Genomic DNA, 14,137 nt, shown 5'->3' on the forward strand with positions numbered 1-14,137 from the left:
CCTTGGCCGGACCGGACACCGTTCAGGTTACGTGCGTCAGGGCGTCCCAGACGTTCTCGGCCTCGGTGACGTCGAACCCCTGGGAGAACGTCGTGGTGCGCAGGGGCGGCCGGCCGACCGGCACCGGGGGCGCGGCCTTCTGCACCTGGGCGCCGGCGATGGCGGGCGGCGGCTGGTCGAGTGAGCCGGCCGGGATCAGGGCCTGGGTGAACCCCAGCCGGGCGGCCTCGGCGACCCGGCGCCGGATGTCGCGCACCGGTCGCAGCTCTCCGGCCAGCCCGACCTCGCCGAGCACGACCAGGCCGGGCGGCAGTGGCCGGTCGCCCGCCGCGCTGGCCACGGCCAGCATCACGGCCAGGTCGATCGCGGGGTCGCTCAGCCGGATGCCGCCGACGGTGGCGGTGAAGACGTCGCAGCCGCTCAGCCGGGCGTTGAGCCGGCGTTCGAGCACGGCGAGGATCATCGTGACCCGGAAGGGATCGAGGCCGGAGGAGGACCGGCGCGGCTGCTGAGCCTCGGTCGGGCCGACCAGTGCCTGCACCTCCGCGGGCAGCGGGCGGGTGCCCTCGACGGTCACGGTGACGCAGGTGCCGGGCACCGGCTCGGAGCGGCGCGAGACGAACAGCCCGCTGGGGTCGGCCAGCCCGCGGATGCCGCTCTCGTCCAGGTCGAAGCAGCCGACCTCGTCGGTCGGGCCGAAGCGGTTCTTCACCGAGCGGACCATGCGCAGCCGGGAGTGCCGGTCGCCCTCGAAGTGCAGCACCACGTCGACCAGGTGCTCCAGCACCCGGGGACCGGCGATCGAACCGTCCTTGGTGACATGGCCCACCAGGACGGTGGAGATGCCGCGCTCCTTGGCCAGGCGGACGAGGTTGGCGGTGACCTCGCGGACCTGGGTGACCCCGCCGGGCACGCCGGTGGCCTGGGCCGAGCCGATGGTCTGCACGGAGTCGACGACGAGCAGCCGGGGCTGGACCTTCTCCACATGGCTGACCAGTGCCGACAGCTCGGTCTCTGCCGCGAGGTAGAGCTGGTCGCGCACGGCGCCGATGCGGTCGGCGCGCATGCGCACCTGCGCGGCGGACTCTTCGCCGGTGACGTAGAGGACGGTCTCGTGGCCGGCCATGCTGGCCGCGGCCTCCAGCAGCAGCGTGGACTTGCCGATGCCCGGCTCCCCGGCGAGCAGGACCACCGCGCCGGGGACCAGGCCGCCGCCGAGCACGCGGTCGAGCTCACCCACGCCGGTGGTGCGCGCGCGGGCGAACTCGGCCTTCACCTGCCCGATCGGCACCGCGGGAGCGGAGACCGCGCCCCCCTGGACGACGTGGACGCCGGCGCGGGCGCCCTCTTCGTCCACCGTGCCCCACGCCTGGCACTCGCCGCAGCGGCCCACCCACTTGGTGGTGCGCCAGCCGCACTCGGTGCAGCGGTAGCCGGCCTTCTGCGTCTTGGTCATGCGAGGCACGTTATCGGTCCGTGCCGACAAACCCGCCCGCCCGGCGGCCGCCCACCCGCCTCAGAACTGGCCGTCCAGGTCGGCGAGCAGGAGACGCTTGGGCTTGGCGCCGATCACCTGGCGCACCACCTCGCCGTCCCGGTACAGGTTGAGGGTGGGGAAGCCCATGACGCCGTAGCGCTGGGCGATCTCGGGGTGGTCCTCGGCGTTCAGCTTGGCCACGGTCAGCCGTCCGGCGTACTCGTCGGCGATCTCTTCGAGCACCGGGGCCACCATGCGGCACGGCGGGCACCACTCGGTCCAGAAGTCGACCAGCACGGGCTTGTCGCTGCGCAGGACCAGCTCGTTGAAGTTCTCCGCGGTCAGTGTGATCATCTTGTTCCTCCGGTTCTGAGCGCGCATCCCGGGCACGCCTCGGCGAGCTGCGCCGCCACCTCGGCGCGCCGCTCCAGCAGGGTGCGGATCTGGTCGTCTATCTCGGTGATCTTGCGCCGGTAGACCTCGACGGACTCGGGACAGGCGCCGCCGGACCCGTGGCCGGACCGCAGGCACTCGACGAACGGACGCGCGTCTTCGAGCGTGAAACCCACGGTGAGCAGGGAGCGGATCTCGGTGACCAGCTTGAGGTCGGACTCTTCGTACTCCCGGTAGCCGTTGGTGGACCGCCGGGCGGGCAGCAACCCCTGCTGCTCGTAGTAGCGCAGCGCGCGGGTGCTCACACCCGCGCGCCTGGCCAGCTCTCCGATGCGCATCGCCCCTCCCTGAGCCCGCGACCACGCTAATCGTTGACGTCAACGTCAAGGTCAAGCCCGCGACGTCCCGGGGGTACGGCGGGCTTCAGTACAGGCGCCAGCGCAGGACGTTCGGATAGGGCAGCTCCAGCCCCTGGGTCTGCGCGATGGCCTCCTCGGCGACGGCGGGGGTGAACTCGATGCGCAGGACGGCCTCGAGGTCGGCCCGGGAGGTGAAGACCATGCGCAGGTCGAGCTCGCGGCGCTGCCAGCCCTGGCGTGACCAGAACGCCTCCACCGCCGGCGCGGAGTACGACGGGACGGTGCGGCTGAACCACGTGCCGAACGCGCCGCGGGTGGCGTCCAAGTCCACCACGAACGCCGCGCCGCCGCGCCGCATCACCCGGGACAGCTCGCGCAGGCCAGGCTCGCAGCCGGGCCCGAAGAAGTACGCCCACCGGGCCACGGCGACGTCCACGGAGCCGTCGGGCACCGGGAGCGCCTGGGCGGTGGCAGCGCGGACCGAGACCCGCGGGAGCCCGCGGCAGCGCTCGGCGGCCAGCGCCGCCAGGCCCGAGTGCGGCTCGACGCCGATGACCTTGCTCGCGGTGGCGGCGAAGCCGGGCAGGTGGTAGCCGGCGCCGCAGCCGATGTCCAGCACGATGCCGCCGGTCCACGGCCGGATCCCTGAGATCGCCGCGTCCACCGCTCCGTCCGGGTCGACGGCGCGGTTCTCCAGCTCGTAGGTGCGGGGGGAGTTCCAGATGTTCGGGCTCGGGATGGCCCCCTCGACGATCCGCGCCATGGGGACACCGTAGACCAGCGCGGACGTCCACCGGACGGGGCCCGCGCCCGGTGCGCGTGCTGTGATCCTCCTTCCATCCCGGGTCGTGGCGCGCCGGTAGCCCGTGACCCGGCTTAGGCTGGCAGTTGTGACCGACGTCATCCGAGTCCCGAACGCCAAGATCGCCTTGTCCACCGCGTCGGTGTATCCAGAGCGCACTCCGGACGCCTTCGAGCTGGCCGCGCGCCTGGGCTACGACGGGGTCGAGGTGATGGTCGGCGCCGATCCGATCAGTCAGGACATCGACGTGCTCGAACGGCTCGTCGACCACTACCAGATCCCGGTGCTGGCCGTGCACGCCCCCTGCCTGCTGGTCACCCAGCGCGTGTGGGGCCGCGACCCGTGGGCCAAGCTGGTGCGGGCGCGCAAGGCCGCCGAGCGGCTCGGCGCGCGCACCGTCGTGGTCCACCCGCCCTTCCGCTGGCAGCGCGACTACGCGCGCGACTTCGAGGTGGGGCTGACCCGCATCCGCGAGGAGACCGATGTGGTCTTCGCGGTGGAGAACATGTTCCCGCTGCGCGCCCGCGGCACCGAGGTGGTGCCGTACTCCCCGGGGTGGAACCCGCTCGACCAGGACTACCCGCAGGTCACGCTCGACCTGTCGCACACCGCGGTCTCGGGCAGTGACGCGCTGGAGATGGCCGACAAGCTCGGCGACCGGCTCGCGCACCTGCACCTGGCGGACGGTGTGGGCACCACCAACAAGGACGAGCACCTGGTGCCGGGCAGGGGCGTCCAGCCGTGCGCGCGCATCCTGGAGCGCCTGGCCACCGCCGGGTACGGCGGCCTCATCGTGCTCGAGATCAACACCCGCAAGGCCGCGAGCCGCACCGAGCGCATCGACGATCTCGCCGAGGGGCTGGCGTTCGCCCGGCTGCATTTCGCCGCCTCCTCCCGGACATGATCCGATAGACGACATGAACCACGAGGTGCCACCCGGACGCGTCCGCCCCCTTGGCCGCCTGGAAGGGGCCGAGGCGAGCGGCGGAGCGGGCGCGGCCGGGCAGGGGCCGGACGCCGAGCGGGTGACCGCCCCGGGGGCCGCCGGGCGCGCGGGTGGTGCCGGCGGTGAGAGTGGTCCGGCGGCCGGACGGCGGCGGCCGGGCCGGCGGCGCGGGGCGGGCGACACCAAGGGTGAGATCCTCGCCGCCGCGCGCAAGATCTTCGCGGAGAAGGGCTTCGACAAGGCCACGATCAGGGGCATCGCGCGCGAGGCCGCCGTGGACCCCGCCCTGGTGCACCACTACTTCGACACCAAAGAGGGCATTTTCGTCCAGGCGATGCGACTGCCGGCCGACCCTGCCCGGGTGCTTCCGCTCCTGCTGGAGGGGCCGCGTGACGAGATCGGGGCCCGCCTGGTCCGCTTCCTGCTCACCATGACCGCGAACCCCGACGACCGTGGGCCGGTGCTCGCGCTGATGCGGAGCGCCATGACGAACGAGCAGGTCATGGTGATGTTGCGCGAGTTCTTCACCATGGCGGTGTTCAACCGGGTGGTGGAGCGGCTCGGCATCCCGCCGGTGCGCATGGAGGTCGCCTTCGCGCAGATGTTTGGCGTGATCATGATGCGGTATGTCCTCCGTCTGGAGCCGCTGGCCTCCGCCGAGATCGACGATCTCGTGGAGCTTCTGGCCCCGACGATCCAGCGCTACCTGGGCGGCGACTGACCGGCCGGGCGCCGGCACGAGCTTTTCCCGGAGCATTGTTCTAGTAGCGTTTCGTCAAAGACGTCGTTCCGGCTACCGTTGGTAAGTTACTCGCGAGTATTATTCGGTACGGCCGAGCCACCCTGGATGACCGGTGTATCTACGCTGGGCAGCCAACGCCACAGTTTGGAGGACCCGTGCTGCTTGTCGCGATCATCGGGCTGGCGATGACCGCCGTGGCGGTCGCGCTGGCAGGTCGCCGTGTGCGTTGGCTCTACCGCCTCGCCACCAGCGGCCAGCCCGCTCCGGAGCGGATCGGGTACGCCAAGGACAACCTCGGCGCCGAGGTCCGGGCGCAGCTCGTCGAGGTGTTCGCGCAGAAGAAGCTGCTCAAGTGGACTCCACCGGGCGCCGCCCACTTCGCGGTGTTCTGGGCGTTCGTCATCCTGATCACGGTCTACATCGAGGCGTACGGCGCGCTCATCCAGGGGGCCGTGACCGGCACACCCGACTTCCACATCCCGCTGATCGGCACCTGGCCCGTCCTCGGCTTCCTCCAGGACCTCATCGCCGTCGCCTGCCTGGCCGGCCTCGCGGCGTTCGCCGCCATCCGGGTCAGGAACTCCCCGAAGAAGCTCGGCCGCGACTCGCGCTTCTCCGGCTCCCACCTCGGCGGCGCGTGGCTGATCCTCTTCATGATCTTCAACGTGATCTGGTCGCTGTTCCTGTTCCGCGGCGCGGCGATCAACACCGGCAACTTCCCCTACCGGTCGGGGGCGTTCGCCTCCGAGGGGGTCGCCGCGCTGCTGCGGCCGCTGGGCGCGACGGCCAACGAGGTGCTCGAGAGCGCGGGCCTGCTCCTGCACCTCGGCGTCATGCTGGTGTTCCTGGTCATCGTGGTGAACTCCAAGCACCTGCACATCTTCACCGCGCCGCTGAACGTGGCGTTCTCCCGCCGTCCGGACGCCCTGGGCGCGGTGCCCGAGATGCGCAGCAACGGCAAGGTGCTCGACTTCGAGGAGGCCGACCCCGACACCGACGTCTTCGGCCGCGGCAAGATCGAGGACACCACGTGGAAGGGCTTCCTCGACTTCTACACCTGCACCGAGTGCGGCCGCTGCCAGTCGCAGTGCCCGGCGTGGAACACCGGCAAGCCGCTCTCGCCGAAGATGCTGATCCTCGACCAGCGCGACCACGCCATGGCCATCGCGCCGTACCTGCTCGCCACCGAGGAGGAGCGGGCCGGCCTGCCCGAGGACGTCCTGGCGCTGGCCGGCAAGCCGCTGGTCGCCGAGGACGGCGTGATCCATCCCGACGTGCTGTGGTCGTGCACCAACTGCGGCGCGTGCGTCGAACAGTGTCCGGTGGACATCGAGCACATCGACCACATCATGGACATGCGCCGCTACCAGGTGATGATCGAGTCGAGCTTCCCCTCCGAGGCGGGCGTCATGCTCAAGAACCTCGAGAACAAGGGCAACCCGTGGGGCCTGCCCGAGATGAAGCGCGCCGAGTGGATCGAGGAGCTCGCCTCGCGCGAGGCCGACCCGATCGAGGTCCAGGTGATCGAGGACAAGGTCCCGGACGACCTGGAGTACCTCTTCTGGGTGGGCTGCGCGGGCGCGCTGGAGGACCGCGCGAAGAAGACCACCAAGGCGGTCGCCGAGCTGCTGCACATCGCCGGGGTGAAGTTCGGCGTGCTCGGCCCGATGGAGGCGTGCTCGGGCGACCCGGCCCGCCGCCTGGGCATGGAGTTCCTGTTCAACATGCTCGCCCAGCAGAACATCGAGACGCTGAATGAGGCCGGGGTCAAGAAGATCGTGGCCACCTGCCCGCACTGCTTCAACACCCTCGCGAACGAGTACCCGCAGCTCGGCGGCACCTTCGAGGTCGTGCACCACACCCAGTTGCTCGCCAAGCTGGTCGAGGAGGGCAGGCTCACGCCCGTCACGCCGATCGAGGAGAAGATCACCTACCACGACCCGTGCTTCCTGGGCCGGCACAACAAGGTGTACTCCCAGCCGCGCGACATCATGGCCAAGGTGCCCGGCGTCCAGACCCAGGAGATGCACCGCTGCAAGGACCGCGGCTTCTGCTGCGGCGCGGGTGGCGCGCGCATGTGGATGGAGGAGCGCATCGGCAAGCGCATCAACACCGAGCGGGTGGACGAGGCCCTGACCACCGATCCGGACACCGTCTCGACGGCCTGCCCCTTCTGCCTGGTCATGCTCGGCGACGCGATCGAGGAGAAGAAGAACGGCGGCCAGGCCAAGGAGACCCTGCAGGTCGTGGACGTGGCCCAGCTCCTGGTCACCTCGGTCAAGGGCCGGCCGGTCAAGGCCTGACCGGCCCCGGCCCGCGTGCCGCGCCGTCTTGCGCAGGGGATGCCTCCGGCCCGTCCGGATGCGTTCGCGGGGCGGGGATCGCGCGCCGCCGCGGGCCGGCCGGCACGGTGGTTCACGAGGGTGCGCGGGGGCCGCCGGGACGGGCGCGCCGGGCCGTCCGGACGGCCCCGGAAAACCATGATCGCATCAAGGCGTGATCACGTTCTGACCTGCGGGAGGGCTGTGTCCACCGTGAGGACGCACAGGGCCCGAAATGCTTCCTCCACATATCGAAGAAATAACGGTAACCTCAACGCGCGGGGCTCCAATCGACGGGGAGGGGGCGCGGTGCGGGTCGTCGTCACCGATGCCGAGGTCACTTTGGCCGACGTCCTCTCGCTCCGCCTGTCCATCGAGCAACCACCGGCCGAGGGCACCCGGCTCGTCCTGCGCCAGCGCGGCACCGGCGCCGAGGCCAAGGTCGTGCTCGGCACGCCGGGAGCCGAGGCGCGAGAGGCGTCCGTCGCGGTCTCGCTCACCCCGCTCGACCTCACCCCGGGCCGCTGGGACACCTACCTGGAGCCCGGCCCGTCCGGGGGCGGGCGCGTCCGCATGCAGTGCGTCGACCCGGGCTTCTCGCTCGACCGGCTGGACGCCTACGCGCTGAGCCGCCGCACTCTCGCCTACCGCGCCTACCGCACCCGCAACGGCTTCCTCGCCCTGAAGATCTCCCCGGCCGAGCCGGTGGCCGACGTGCGGGCGGTGTGGTTCCGCGAGGGCCGGTTCGAGGTCACCGGCCTGCTCGCCTACACCGGTTTCGACGACGACGACGCTCATCGCGGGGCCCGTCTCGCGCTGCGCGGCGTCTCCGGTCCCGAGGCCGAGGTGACCGCCGCGGCGACCGTCCAGGGGGTGCGCTTCCACGCCGCGCTCTCGCTGGTCGACGTGATCGCCGCGACGTCCGAGTACGAAGGGCTGTGGACGCCGTCGCTGGAGGTGGACGGCCTGGAGGCGCCGCTCCCGCTCGGCGCCCGCATCGACGACGTGGACGGCAAGCGGCGCCGGGTCCACTATCCCGACACCACCGTGGACGGCGTGCCGGTCCGGCCCTGCTACACGGTGGACGACGAGCTCCGTCTCGAGGTGGGCGGATGAAGATCTGCTTTCTGGTCCCGTCCGCGTACGGCATGCGCGGTGACACGCGCGGCGTGCTCAACCTCGCGACCGAGCTGGCCGGCCGGCACGACGTGGAGATCATCAGCGTGCGCAGGGTGCGTGAGACGCCGTTCTTCCCGATCGATTCGCGCGTCTCGCTGCGCTGGCTGGTCGACGCGCGTCCCGGCGTCCGTCACCTGCTGCCCCGCGGCCAGATGCGCACCGAGGTGGCCCTGTGGCGCACCCTTCGCGGCCTGCGCGGCGACGTGCTGGTCACCACCAGGCCGGGGCTCGGCGTCCAGGCCGCGCGGCACGTGCCGCGTGAGACGGTGCGCGTCGCCCGCGAGTGGAGCCGCCCGGCCGTCCCGGCCCCGGTGCGGCGCTTCTACCCCAAGCTGGACGCCGTGATCGCCTCCACCGAGACGACCGCCGAGGAGTTCACCCGCCTGCTGGACGGCGCTCGCAACCCGCCTGTGCTGACCATCCCGGACGCCCTGCCGCCCGGCCCCTGGCCACGGTCGCGCATGGACAACCGCATCGTCTCGGCGGGTGGCCGGTGGCTGCCGGGCAAGGCGTTCGACCGGCTGATCCGCGCCTTCGCGATCGTCGCGGACAAGCGTCCGGACTGGCGGCTGCGCCTGTACGGCGGCGGGCCGGAGGAGAAGCGGCTGCGCGCGCTGGTCGGCGAGCTGAACCTGCACAACAACGTGTACTTCATGGGCACCACCCCCGACCTGCAGGGGGAGTTCGCCAAGGCGTCCATCGTCGCGGTCACCTCGCACACCGAGTCGCCGGGCATGACCGTGATCGAGGCGCTCGCCTGCGGCGTCCCGGTGGTGGGCTTCGCGGGCGCCCGGGGGGTCGGCGAGTTCGTCACCCCCGGCCTCGACAGCGTCCTGGTGCCACCCGGCGAGGGAGAGATCGGGGCGTACGCCTCGGCGCTGCTCGCGCTGATCGACGACGAACGCCGCCGCATGATGCTCGCCGCGGGGGCGCGCGAGTCGGCGGCGGCGCACGCCGCGCCCGCCATCGCCGTCCGGTGGGAGGAGCTGTTCGACTCCCTGCGCAGCCGCTCCTGAGCGTCACGGCCCGCATACCCCGAAGAGGTATCGTGGACGGCATGCATGGGTACAGCGATGACAAGCAGGCCTATCTGACCAGGCTCCGGCGCATCGAAGGCCAGGTACGCGGACTGCAGCGCATGGTCGAGGAGGACGCCTACTGCATCGACGTCCTCACCCAGGTGTCGGCCGCCACGCGCGCCCTGCAGGCCGTGGCGCTCGGCCTGCTGGAGGACCACATCGGCCACTGCGTGAAGGACGCCATCAGCGCGGGTGGGCCCGAGGCGGAAGAGAAGGTCAAGGAGGCCTCGGCCGCCATCGCCCGCCTGGTCCGCTCGTAGGTCACACCCGATCGCAAGCTCCGCCGGCACGTCTCGGCCCGGAACTCCGCGGCGCCGCCCGGCCTCGGTCGCGCGCCGATCGTGCCGGCGCGGCTCTGCGCCCTGGCTTCTCGCGGGCGTCCGGCTCGCGCCCGCCCGGTGGTCATCGGGCCCGTCGCGACCGTACGGAAGGCTAGTGCGCCCGTTGTGGCGGGCGGGTGCCGCACGACCCGGGTTGACTAGTCCCGTCGAGGGGTCACAAGAAGGTCCGGCGCCTCTCACAAAACCGTCCCGAACCCCAAAGGGAGTTCGGGACCAGTTCTGCGAGCTACTTCAGTGGCTCACCGAAGTCCGCAACCCGAGCGCGTTGTCGAGCTCATCCAAGGTCAGCTCTCGCTCGCTGACAGCGACGGCGCTGAGCACCTCCGCGTAGAGCGCGATCTCGTCCAACGCGACACGGTCATGGACTCGTGAGTCCAGATAATCGTGCCCCACCGCGTCGTCCTTCCTTCCGCAGCCCACACCCACTTCGAGGTTACGGCCGAGTGGCTTTGCACGACATGGCCCATCGGGACCATTCGCCAGACCCGCCCGTGTCCCCGTGGAACCATTTCCCCGTTCCGAGATCACAATTCCGTCAAATCCCCAGATCAGGGGGCGGGGAATGATATACGCGAGGTAAGCAACAAATAACCCGATAATCGGTTTAGATCTTGCCACCGGGGTCACCTGTGGCGTATCCATTCCGCCGAGGTTGCCGGGGCCCCAGGCACTGGGTCGTCCCGCTGGTGGATCAGGCACGTCACCATCGCCGAGGACGTGGGGAAACCCCGCGGCGGCGGCACCGTACCGGTCAGCCGGCACCAGGCGAGCCCGGTCGCGTACCCCGCCCCGAGCAGGGCCGCCGCCGTGTTCCGGTCGGCCGGTCGCAGCGCCTCCGGCGGCTCGCCGTCGCGCGGCCAGCAGCCCCGCAGCGGATGCCCCGGATCGCCGAGCGCCACCTGGAAGGCGCGGCGCAACTCGGCGTCCAGCCACGGGTAGAGCTGTGGCGCGACGGTGGGAGCGATGGCGTCGACATCCGCCGCGAGCAACGAGGCGGCCACCGCCCGCGGGTCGGCCCCATGGACCGACACGAACGACAGCGCCTCCACCAGGTCGTAGAACGTGTGCCGGAAATGCTCGCCGGGAGAGGTCTCCGGCAGCAGCGCGCCGCGCAGGCTCGGGGGACAGCGTGACATCCAGGCCTGTGCCATGGTCTCGGCGTCCCGGGCGGGATGGTCCAGCCACGGCCGGGACCGCAGCGGCGTCACCATCGCCAGCAGCGCGGCGGCCCGGAACTCGAACCGCGGATCGGCGAGCAGCGCGGACGCCGTGTCGGTGAGATGGGCGGCCACCAAGGTCGCCGCCCGCGCCCCGCGCGCGAGCCGCTCGGCGTAGAGCGAGGTCAGCGCGGACAGCGGCATGGCGGGCAGCCAGCGCACCCAGTCGTCCCCCGGGAGCGGCCGGTCGAGGAACTCCCCGAACATGGACAGCAGCCGTTCGTTGCCGTCGAACGCGGGGGCGTAGGCGGTCCACATGATCGCCCCCCACATCGCGGCCACCGGAGCGGTCGCGTCCTCGTGGAACACCTCGCGCAACGGCCCCGTCGTGAAAGGGCGGTTCTCCTCCCTGAGCCCGCAGGCCACGTCCAGCAGCTCCCTGATGCGGTCGGCGAGCCCGCGCGGGACGTCCGGGCCGACGAACGCCTGCGTCGAGCCCCGGGCGAGAGCGAGGTCGGCGGCGGCCGGCAGCAGATGCCCGGGCACCGGCGGCGCGGGGTGGGCCGGCAGCGCGGCGGCGCGGACCTGCGGCGCCGCCGGGGGCGCCGACAGATGCCACTCCCCGTCCGCCTGGTCGTGGCGATGCCAGCGGGCGTGCGTGCCGAACAGCCAGCAGCCGCCGTCAGGGGTGCGCAGCAGGCGGGCCGCCATGGCCTGTGCCTGAGTGGGCGCGGGGACGTCAGCCCACCGCTGGTCGGCGACCATGGCGCGGACATCCCGCTCGATCGCCTCGAAAGGGTCCCACTGCACGGCCGCCATCGTACTGGCGGCAGGTCACGACTCCCCGACCTGCACGAAGGCTCCGGAGTGGGCGTCAGGCGCCGGGAGACGAAGGGAGCGGGGTGGCGGCGCGATGGCGGGCCGCCTTGGCCAGGTAGTTGTCCGGGGTGCGGGCGAACGTCGCCCGGTCGTCGTCGGTCAGCTCGCGCACGACCTTCCCCGGCACGCCGGCCACCAGCACCCCCGCCGGGATCTTCTTGCCGGGCGTCACCACACAGCCCGCCGCGACCAGCGAACCCGCGCCGATCGTGGCGCCGTTCAGCACGACCGCGCCGATGCCGACCAGCGCCCCCGTCTCCACGCGCGCGCCATGGACGACCGCCCGGTGGCCGAGGCTCACCCGGTCATCGAGCACCGCGGGCAGGCCCGGGTCGGCGTGCAGGCAGCACAGGTCCTGGATGTTGCACTCGTCGCCGACCTCGATCGCCTCGTCGTCGCCCCGCAGCACCGAGCCGTACCAGACGCTCGTACCGCGCCCGAGCCGGACCCGGCCCACCACGACCGCCGTCGGCGCCACGTACGCCTCGGGGTGGACGACCGGCACGGCGTCCGTCAGCGCCGCGACATAGGGCGAGGCCGGAAAGACCCCCGGCCCTTCTGACCTGGAGTGCGGACGCTCGCTCATAACCCGATGATCTCACGGTGTCATATGGCCTAGCTGCGCTCGGCGGCTCGTGGCGCCCTTGCCGCGAGCTGTGTTGTCTTTTCCTCGCTGCGCTCGGCGGGGCGCCTTTGAGGCGGGGGGCTGCGTCTGAGCGGGTTTGGGGTGGTTCATGGGGCTTGCCGGTGGGAGGGAGCCATCCAGACGGTAAGAGTCGGGCGTTCGGGTTGCGGACTTGGGCAGATGGCAGGAAAGTCGTCTCCTGACGTGTCGTTACCGAAGCACGACCCCCACTCGATTCAAGACCCCCAGGGCTCAGCCATGACGAACCAGCACGACAGCTTTCCCGACATGATGCACGAGGACCTCGGCTTCGAGGTGGTGATGCGTGGATACAGCCGCCGCCAGGTCCACGATCACATGGTCCGAACGCGCAACCAGATTCGTGACCTGGAGGAACGGCTGGCACGGGCGATCGAGCAGGCCGAGCAGGGCCGTGTCGAGCTCACGGAGGCGCGCCGCCGCCTGGCCGAGGCCCCGCAGGACTACGACGAGCTCGGCCAGCGGCTGAGCGCGATCCTCAAGCTCGCGGAGGAGGAGGCGATCTCCAAGCGGGAGACCGCCGACGCCGACGCCGCCAAGACGCGCGAGGAGGCCGCCGCCGAGGCGGAACGCATGCTCTCGTCGGCCCAGGCGGAGGCCGAGCGCCGGGTCGCCGAGGCCACCGACGCGGCCGAGCGGCTGCTCGCGCAGGCCGGGTCGGACGCCGAGGAGACGCTCGGCGCGGCGCGTTCCGAGGCCGACGAGACGCTGCGCAACGCGCGGGCCGAGGCCGACCGCACCCTCACGGCCGCCCAGCACGAGGCCGAGCGTCTGGTGTCCGAGGCGAACGCCCAGGCCGAGGCGACGCTGAGCTCCGCCAAGAACGAGGCCGAGGCGACCCTGAAGGCCGCGCGCGCCGAGGCGGGCGACACGCTGCAGGCCGCCCGTCAGCGTGCCGACTCGCTGGACCAGCACACCGGCCAGCGGGTGACCTTCCTCACCGACACCCACGGTGAGGTCATGCGCCGGCTCAACGAGATGGGTTCGGTGCTCACCGACCTGCTGCGGCGCGAGTCGTCCGCGGGCCCGCTGGTCGACGAGGGCGCCGTGCTGCCGCCTCCGCCCGAGATCGGCACCGTGGACGACCTGCTGGGCAAGCCCGAGGCACCGGCGGCCGAGGAGATCGACTCGGTGCGCGTCGTGCTGGACGACACCGCCGATGGGGGCGAGGACACCGGCGAGGTGGGGCGCGCGAGCGGCGACGACCGCACGGCCGAGGACGCCCGGCACGCCGGCGCCCAGGGTGTCACCCGGGGCGACCAGGACGGGCGGGACGAGGAGGGGGCGGCCGTCGAGCAGGGGGCGCCGGCCGGCCACGACCTGTTCAGCCCGCGCGCCGGCGCGGACCAGCAGGACGCCCACGCGGCGCACCGTACGGGAGGACCGCAGGACGCGGGGTACGCGCGCTCGGGTTTCGACGCCGACGCCGGCGACGCCCGTGAGGTCGTCGAGGAGACCGTGCAGGTGGTGGACCGCCACCCGGAGGCGCAGGACGTCGTGCTCGGGCACGAGGCGCCGCAGGGACGCGTCCGCGGCTTCTTCGAGGGCGCCGACGTGCGCACTCCCGGCCACCTCGACGGCGGCGGCCTGTCTCCGCACCGTCAGTAGCCGCGCGGACGGATCCTCCGCCCCGAGCGGAAACCTCCGCCCCCGATAGGGTCGGAGGTTTCCGCGGTCCCTCTCGTCCGGCGGGCGGCCGGGCGATCGGGGCTTCGGGCGGGGGCCGCCGTGCGGCGGCCCCGTCCCCCCTCAGCGGAAGGACCGAAAAGACCGGTCCTTCGTCGTCATGTACGCCTGT

The 14,137-nt window shown here is 72.0% G+C and carries 13 protein-coding genes; 7 read left to right on the forward strand and 6 right to left on the reverse strand.

The window, feature by feature from the left end; all coding sequences use genetic code 11:
* Positions 1-22: 22 nt before the first annotated feature.
* From radA to IEY93_RS11615, 4 genes are all read right to left on the reverse strand, one after another.
* Positions 23-1,456, reverse strand: a complete 1,434-nt coding sequence (gene radA, locus IEY93_RS11600) for a DNA repair protein RadA (RefSeq protein ID WP_189163016.1) — start codon at positions 1,454-1,456, stop codon at positions 23-25.
* A 60-nt stretch (positions 1,457-1,516) separates the two neighbouring features.
* Positions 1,517-1,831, reverse strand: a complete 315-nt coding sequence (gene trxA / locus IEY93_RS11605) for a thioredoxin (RefSeq protein ID WP_189163017.1) — start codon at positions 1,829-1,831, stop codon at positions 1,517-1,519.
* Complete coding sequence (locus IEY93_RS11610) at positions 1,828-2,208, reverse strand: MerR family transcriptional regulator (protein WP_189163018.1); 381 nt, start codon at positions 2,206-2,208, stop codon at positions 1,828-1,830. Before IEY93_RS11610 ends, trxA begins: the two co-directional genes overlap by 4 nt.
* Positions 2,209-2,293: 85 nt before the next feature.
* Complete coding sequence (locus IEY93_RS11615; protein ID WP_189163019.1) at positions 2,294-2,992, reverse strand: class I SAM-dependent methyltransferase; 699 nt, start codon at positions 2,990-2,992, stop codon at positions 2,294-2,296.
* Between the two features lie 127 nt (positions 2,993-3,119).
* On the opposite strand from IEY93_RS11615, the gene IEY93_RS11620 reads away from it, so the two are divergent.
* The 6 genes from IEY93_RS11620 to IEY93_RS11645 all read left to right on the forward strand — a co-directional run bounded on the left by IEY93_RS11620 (position 3,120) and on the right by IEY93_RS11645 (position 9,558).
* Entirely contained in the window at positions 3,120-3,935 is an 816-nt protein-coding gene (locus IEY93_RS11620; RefSeq protein WP_189163020.1) for a sugar phosphate isomerase/epimerase family protein, read from the forward strand.
* Positions 3,936-3,948: 13 nt separating this feature from the next.
* Positions 3,949-4,698, forward strand: a complete 750-nt coding sequence (locus IEY93_RS11625) for a TetR/AcrR family transcriptional regulator (protein ID WP_189163021.1) — start codon at positions 3,949-3,951, stop codon at positions 4,696-4,698.
* Positions 4,699-4,874: 176 nt separating this feature from the next.
* Positions 4,875-7,022: a (Fe-S)-binding protein gene (locus IEY93_RS11630; RefSeq protein WP_189163022.1), complete on the forward strand. Its 2,148-nt coding sequence runs from the start codon at positions 4,875-4,877 to the stop codon at positions 7,020-7,022.
* Between the two features lie 327 nt (positions 7,023-7,349).
* Positions 7,350-8,156: a hypothetical protein gene (locus IEY93_RS11635; RefSeq protein WP_189163023.1), complete on the forward strand. Its 807-nt coding sequence runs from the start codon at positions 7,350-7,352 to the stop codon at positions 8,154-8,156.
* On the forward strand, positions 8,153-9,235 hold the full coding sequence (locus IEY93_RS11640; protein ID WP_189163024.1) for a glycosyltransferase: 1,083 nt from the start codon (positions 8,153-8,155) through the stop codon (positions 9,233-9,235). Before IEY93_RS11635 ends, IEY93_RS11640 begins: the two co-directional genes overlap by 4 nt.
* 41 nt (positions 9,236-9,276) lie before the next feature.
* Positions 9,277-9,558: a metal-sensitive transcriptional regulator gene (locus IEY93_RS11645; RefSeq protein WP_189163025.1), complete on the forward strand. Its 282-nt coding sequence runs from the start codon at positions 9,277-9,279 to the stop codon at positions 9,556-9,558.
* Between the two features lie 704 nt (positions 9,559-10,262).
* Here the strand turns inward: IEY93_RS11645 and IEY93_RS11650 are convergent.
* Complete coding sequence (locus IEY93_RS11650; RefSeq protein ID WP_189163026.1) at positions 10,263-11,615, reverse strand: hypothetical protein; 1,353 nt, start codon at positions 11,613-11,615, stop codon at positions 10,263-10,265.
* Positions 11,616-11,670: 55 nt separating this feature from the next.
* Positions 11,671-12,261, reverse strand: coding sequence for a gamma carbonic anhydrase family protein (locus IEY93_RS11655; RefSeq protein ID WP_189163027.1), 591 nt, complete (start codon positions 12,259-12,261; stop codon positions 11,671-11,673).
* 297 nt (positions 12,262-12,558) lie between these two features.
* Between IEY93_RS11655 and IEY93_RS11660 the strand changes: the two genes are divergently transcribed.
* Positions 12,559-13,947 (forward strand): coiled-coil domain-containing protein, encoded by a 1,389-nt coding sequence (locus tag IEY93_RS11660; protein ID WP_189163028.1) that lies wholly within the window; start codon positions 12,559-12,561, stop codon positions 13,945-13,947.
* Positions 13,948-14,137: the final 190 nt, after the last annotated feature.

This window comes from Sphaerisporangium melleum, from assembly GCF_014646695.1.
GTDB classification, from domain to species: Bacteria; Actinomycetota; Actinomycetes; order Streptosporangiales; family Streptosporangiaceae; genus Sphaerisporangium; species Sphaerisporangium melleum.

Coding starts and splice junctions, on each gene's coding strand:
- radA (WP_189163016.1), bottom strand. CDS start 1,456: ATGACCAAGACGCAGAAGGCCGGCTACCGCTGCACCGAGTGCGGCTGG.
- trxA (WP_189163017.1), bottom strand. CDS start 1,831: ATGATCACACTGACCGCGGAGAACTTCAACGAGCTGGTCCTGCGCAGC.
- IEY93_RS11610 (WP_189163018.1), bottom strand. CDS start 2,208: ATGCGCATCGGAGAGCTGGCCAGGCGCGCGGGTGTGAGCACCCGCGCG.
- IEY93_RS11615 (WP_189163019.1), bottom strand. CDS start 2,992: ATGGCGCGGATCGTCGAGGGGGCCATCCCGAGCCCGAACATCTGGAAC.
- IEY93_RS11625 (WP_189163021.1), top strand. CDS start 3,949: ATGAACCACGAGGTGCCACCCGGACGCGTCCGCCCCCTTGGCCGCCTG.
- IEY93_RS11640 (WP_189163024.1), top strand. CDS start 8,153: ATGAAGATCTGCTTTCTGGTCCCGTCCGCGTACGGCATGCGCGGTGAC.
- IEY93_RS11645 (WP_189163025.1), top strand. CDS start 9,277: ATGCATGGGTACAGCGATGACAAGCAGGCCTATCTGACCAGGCTCCGG.
- IEY93_RS11650 (WP_189163026.1), bottom strand. CDS start 11,615: ATGGCGGCCGTGCAGTGGGACCCTTTCGAGGCGATCGAGCGGGATGTC.
- IEY93_RS11655 (WP_189163027.1), bottom strand. CDS start 12,261: ATGAGCGAGCGTCCGCACTCCAGGTCAGAAGGGCCGGGGGTCTTTCCG.
- IEY93_RS11660 (WP_189163028.1), top strand. CDS start 12,559: ATGACGAACCAGCACGACAGCTTTCCCGACATGATGCACGAGGACCTC.